General features: G+C 34.8%; 5 protein-coding genes. 1 reads left to right on the top strand and 4 read right to left on the bottom strand.

From position 1 onward, the window contains the following. Both ABF281_RS08855 and pruA read right to left on the bottom strand, forming a co-directional pair. Positions 1-1,256, bottom strand: a 1,256-nt coding sequence (locus ABF281_RS08855; RefSeq protein WP_347181316.1) for a DUF5117 domain-containing protein, incomplete at its 3' end; no start/stop codon positions are given. 165 nt (positions 1,257-1,421) lie between these two features. Beyond that, a complete protein-coding gene (pruA, locus tag ABF281_RS08850) occupies positions 1,422-3,047 on the bottom strand; it encodes an L-glutamate gamma-semialdehyde dehydrogenase (protein ID WP_347181315.1) in 1,626 nt (541 codons plus the stop codon). Positions 3,048-3,149: 102 nt separating this feature from the next. Between pruA and ABF281_RS08845 the strand changes: the two genes are divergently transcribed. Further along, on the top strand, positions 3,150-3,857 hold the full coding sequence (locus tag ABF281_RS08845) for an NRDE family protein (RefSeq protein WP_271861131.1): 708 nt from the start codon (positions 3,150-3,152) through the stop codon (positions 3,855-3,857). A gap of 78 nt (positions 3,858-3,935) precedes the next feature. Here the strand turns inward: ABF281_RS08845 and apaG are convergent, their stop codons facing one another. Next, positions 3,936-4,322: a Co2+/Mg2+ efflux protein ApaG gene (apaG, locus tag ABF281_RS08840; RefSeq protein ID WP_347181314.1), complete on the bottom strand. Its 387-nt coding sequence runs from the start codon at positions 4,320-4,322 to the stop codon at positions 3,936-3,938. 47 nt (positions 4,323-4,369) lie between these two features. Continuing rightward, positions 4,370-5,584, bottom strand: coding sequence for a DUF5103 domain-containing protein (locus ABF281_RS08835; RefSeq protein WP_271861133.1), 1,215 nt, complete (start codon positions 5,582-5,584; stop codon positions 4,370-4,372). Positions 5,585-5,733 lie beyond the last annotated feature (149 nt).

Here is a 5,733-nt window from a genome sequence, read left to right as displayed (position 1 = left end):
GCTGTTTGAATGAAATACCAGTTGTGTAATAAGGTCATTACATTGTGGTACCAGTTGATGTCTGATTCTAATATTTCTCCAGAACGAGGGTCGCTCACATGAGGCCCGTTTGCATTTGGTATTGGAGAAGCTAAGTAACGAACTACTGAATAGCGTACATCTTCTGGAGACCATTCTGGATCTTCTTCTTTGGTAGGAGGTGTTTTTGCGACAATGGCATTTTTAAATCCTGCCGCTTCAAAAGCCACTTGCCAATCGTTGATCCCTTGTTTAATGTAAGGCACCCATTCTGTTGGCGTAGCTCTATCAATATAATAAACAATTTGTTTTTTAGGTTCTACCAATTCACCGCGATTAAATTTTTCAAGATCTTCATCTTTCACTTCCAATCTCCAACGGTCTAAATAGGTTACATTTTTGCTTTTTTGAGCGTCTAATCCGTAGTCAGTTTGACCTCTTGCAAACCATCCAACGCGTTCGTCAAAATAACGACGTTTCATCGGTACCTTAGGAAGTAATATCATTGAGTTACTCATTTCTAAAGTAATAGATCCTAAAGCACTGTTTGAAGGAGCTTTGTTGGCAAAATACGTTTTTACATGTCTTACTTCGATGTTTTCTGGGTAGCTACTTACTCGCTCTACATAAGAACGGCTTTTGTCCATTCTTGTAATTTGATACGATTTTCTTCTACGAGATGGAAAACCTAAAGGTTTAACGTCGGTTGTAAAAAGAGATGTTGCATCAATTACTGAAGCAGTAGAATCTTTACTAAACGCTTTTATTGGAAACGAAAATAAAATAGGTTCCAAATTTGAATTTACGACCGCTTCATGAACTGGTAAGATCGTATCTGCAACTACGTCATAAGAAACGACTCTTAGTAAAATTTGTTTGTTTTTCTTTTCCCAACGCAACACTTGTGTGTTGGTTTTTCCACCACCAAATCCAATTCCAGAAGCTGTTTTGGCAATTCTAGTAACCATTAACATTTCTCTTTTCAATAAAGAATCTGGGATTTCGAATAAATAGGTGTCGTCTTTTGTATGAACTTTAAATAAACCTTCGTCCGTTTTATGTTTTTTTGTGACTACTTTTCCATAGGGTTGAATAGCTCCTTTTTTAGGTTTAGGCTTGGGTTTCGGGGTCGTTTTAACAGCGGGTTTTTTCTTTTTCCAGAATTGCGCATCTGCATCAAGAGAGAAACCAAAAACGAATGCAACTAGTAATAGTTGAGATAAGGTTTTTTTAGTCATTTGAAAATTTTTAAAAAGTTTGATTACCCAAATGTAATTACTAAAATTGGGGATAAAAAATTTAAATTAAATATTTATTTTTTCGAGGATTTTTTCAAATGGATCCAAATAGAAAACCACCTCAAATTTTGAGGTGGTTTTTTAAAAAAGTGATTGGATTTATAATTACCCTAAAAAAGCATATTTATAATCTGTTGGGGTTACAAGCGTTTCTTTTATCAATCGAACTGAAGTCCAACGCAATAAGTTTTGTGCAGACCCTGCTTTGTCATTTGTTCCTGATGCTCTTCCGCCTCCAAAAGGTTGTTGTCCAACAACAGCTCCTGTTGGTTTGTCATTAATGTAGAAGTTTCCAGCAGCATTTTCCAATGCTTTTGAAGCCTTTTCTACAATGTATCTATCGGTAGAGAAAATAGCACCGGTAAGCGCAAATTCTGTAGACTCATCTACTAATTTTAAAGAAGCTTCCCATTCTGCATCTTCATAAACAAAGATGGTCATTACTGGGCCAAATAGCTCTGTAGTCATGGTTGCATAGGTTGGTGACTTTGCTACGATAACCGTTGGTTCAATAAAGTATCCAACAGATTTGTCGTGTCCACCACCAATAATTACATCGGCATCTTTATCTGCTTTTGCTGCATCAATAAAATGTGCGATTTTATCAAAAGAACCTTCGTGTATTACTGCATTTACAAAATTAGAAGGATCTTCTGGAGAACCCATTTTAATTTCCTTTGCCTGTGTTATCAAATGTTCTTTTACATCTTCCCACATAGAAGCAGGAATGTAAGCACGAGATGCTGCAGAACATTTTTGTCCTTGATATTCAAAAGCTCCTCTTGTAATTGCAGTGGCAACTTGTAAAGAATTTGAAGAATTGTGAACCCATACAAAATCTTTCCCACCAGTTTCTCCAACAATTCTTGGGTAGGTTTTATAGGTGTGAATATTGTTTCCTATTTGTTTCCATAGGTTTTTGAATACATGCGTAGAACCGGTAAAGTGCAATCCAGAAAAATCTGGAGAAGCCAATACCGTATCAGAAATCATTACTGGATCTCCATAAATTACATTGATGACACCATCTGGTAAACCAGCTTCTTTAAATAGATCTACAATTACTTGTGCAGAATAGGCTTGATGATCTGAAGGTTTCCAAACGACAACGTTCCCCATTAAAGCTGCTGCTGCAGGTAAATTTGCTGCAATAGAGGTAAAGTTAAAAGGAGAAATTGCGTATACAAATCCTTCTAAAGGACGATATTCTACACGGTTCCAAATTCCTGGAGCCGAAGCAGGTTGGTCTTTAAAAATGTCTGTCATGTACTGAACATTAAAACGGAAGAAATCAATCATTTCACAAGCAGCATCAATTTCTGCTTGATACACATTTTTAGATTGTGCAATCATGGTTGCAGCATTCATTTTTGCTCTGTAAGGTCCCGCCAATAATTCTGCCGCCTTTAAAAAGATCGTAGCACGTTCTGTCCAACTTACGTTAGACCACGCTTCTCTTGCTGCTAAAGCTGTTGAAATTGCTGCGTCTACATGCGATTTGTCTGCGGTGTGATATTGCCCAACAACATGTTGATGATCATGAGGAGGCGTAATGTTTTTTGTATTTCCTGTTCTCACTTCTTCACCATTAATATGCATAGGCACATCTATATTGCTGTGAAACATTTCTTTATAAGTAGCCAATACTTCCTCTCTTTCTGGAGATCCTGGAGCGTATTCTTTTACGGGTTCATTGACTGCTTTGGGTACGTTAAAAAATCCTCTTGCCATTTTATGTATATTTAAATTTTAATCTATTAATTTTGACAACAAAGTTACAATATTTAATCACAAGGTATATTTTTCGGTGCTTTAAAAAAGAAATTTAAAAAAATGTGTACAGTTACCTATCTTCCATTAGGAAATAATCAATTTATACTAACATCCAACCGCGATGAAAGTCCAATACGAAGAACGATTCCGCCCACAAAATATGATGCGCAAGGAGTCGCATTGGTGTACCCAAAAGACGAATTGGCTGGCGGAACTTGGATCGGTTTAAGTGAGAAAAATAGATTGGTGTGTTTGTTGAATGGTGGTTTTGAAATTCATGAACGAAAAGGACCGTATGCAATGAGTAGGGGGTTGGTTGTAAAAAAAATTCTATCAGCAGAAAATTCAGTTGTATGTATAGAAAATTTTATATTTGATAATATAGAGCCGTTTACCTTGATTTTGGTAGATTGGGAAAACTCTTTAGCAACCTATGAGTTGGTTTGGGATGGTGTCACAAAACATTTTAAAAAGCTGGCTCAAGAACCTAAAATTTGGTCTTCTTCTACCTTGTACACTGCAGAAATGAAAGCATCAAGGCGTGCTTGGTTTGCAGATTGGTTATCAGAAAACAAAACGTTTCAACAACAAGAAATTATAAACTTCCAAACATCAACAGACAAAGGAACACCAGAAACTTCTTTAAAAATGAAGCGTAATTTTGTAGAAACCGTGAGTGTTACTTCTGTAAAAAAAGAGAAGGATATTTGTCTTATTTATAACGATATTTTAAAAGGAGAAATTTCTAAGAAAACGATTGTGTTTTAACACAATACAAACAAAATAAAGAGTTTTATAATTGAGACCTTCAAACCCTTTGAAGCGAACACTCTTTGATTTATTTTCTTAATTTAAGAGTAACGGATTTGTAAGTTGAAACGTGGGAATCATCACTTTAAATTGCTCTAAGGTTTCTTGATTTGTCATGGAGTAAAATCCTCTCATAGCGCCCATATTGGAGGTTAAGAAACAACCCGAACTGTACGTGTATTTTTCACCGGGTTTTAATATTGGACTTTGTCCAACAACGCCTTCTCCAGCTACAACTTCTATTTGATTTAAGCTGTCAAAAATTTCCCAATATCGATCTGTAAGTTGCACCGTTTCATTGGATTTGTTTTCGATGGTGATTGCATAGGAGAAAGCATAATACAAAGTATGATTACTCAAGCTTGTACCTTTAAAAGTGGTTTCAACAGAGATTTTAATGCCTTTTGTGATTTGCGTTTCCATCGAAGTAAATATAGCTTATTTGTTTAAAAATAACAACATTATTTTAACTATCTATTTTGATCAAGAAAACCAGTACCCACACCAATCACTCTCTCATATACGTCTCCAAAAGATTTATAGTACACTAGCACGGTATATTGATTTTCTGTTTCATAAAAAGACCCATTAATCGTCCTTAGATTTACTTTCTTATCTTCACCAACTGTGGCAAAACTATAATTGTAAAAACCCTGTTTTAAGAGAAAACTTGCTCTGTAAGTATTATTTTCTGAATCAAAAGACATTTTGTTTTCAGGAGTCAACTCAAAATTATTAAATGCACCATATACATAAACTTCTTTGTCGCTAAAAGGTTGATAGGTATTCAATGAAAAATGCATCATTGCATAATCTGCTTCTATCTCTGCATCATTTGCTTCTAAGGTTCGTATTACAAACTGACCATTAATATCTGGGAAATAGGTATATTTTTTATACTTATTGTAATTCTCCGGGTAGAGGTAATGATGATAAACCTCTTTTTTTTCTATCTGTTGAATTCCTAAGCTTCTATTTCTAAGAAACTTGGTATCGAAATTATAGTACTCATTATCTCCCCAAAAATTTGTTTTGTTGGTGTAGGTGTATAATAGTTGATTTACTTTGAAGAAGGTGGGCTGTAAATTGGTGATCTTTTCATTCCAGTTCTCGTTTTTTAAGACCACAACTTTAATTTCTTGTCTCGGGTTATTAATTTGTAAAGTAGGATGATTGATAGAAAATTGAATGGTTTGTTGTGAATTTGAGGTCTTTGTATTTCGACTTCTTTCTACAGATACACCAATGATGGCTCTCCGTTCATACAGTACAAATCTTCTCGAAAAAACGAGCTCATCATAATCATTTAGGACAGAAAGCAAGTAGTTGCCGCTTTTTGTAATGATTGAATTTGTATTTGGAATTTGCACACGATAATGTGTGTAGCTTTGTAAAGTGTTGAAGGAGTTTGTAACTTCTAAAATAGTGTTTTGATCAAAACCATCAATATATTGACTGGTCAGCATCCTGCTTTTCTTCCAGTCACTGGTCATGTGTTCGATTTTATATTGATAGCTTTTGCTGTCGGCATCTAGGTCGTCAAAAGATAATTCTAAAACGGTTCCCAAGGGTACAATCGACGTAAAAACCTTTTCTTGTAAGGGTCTTAATTGAATCGATTTTATTTGTTGTGCATGAAGCGATGTTGCAATGAATAAAAAAAAATAACTTAATTTTAACTTCATAATTGGGGTTCATAATTTAATCAAAAATAGAAATTTTATTTTCAAAAAAGCGGTATAATTATTGTTCCCTTTTTTAAAAAAATGAAAAAGAAACTCGTGCTACTTTAAATAAACGCTGTGCCATCTAAAAAAGTTCTTTTTCTCCCGTG

The sequence above is a fragment of the Wenyingzhuangia sp. genome (assembly GCF_039768515.1).
Lineage (GTDB): Bacteria > Bacteroidota > Bacteroidia > Flavobacteriales > Flavobacteriaceae > Wenyingzhuangia.
This window is presented reverse-complemented; position numbering and strand designations above follow the sequence as displayed.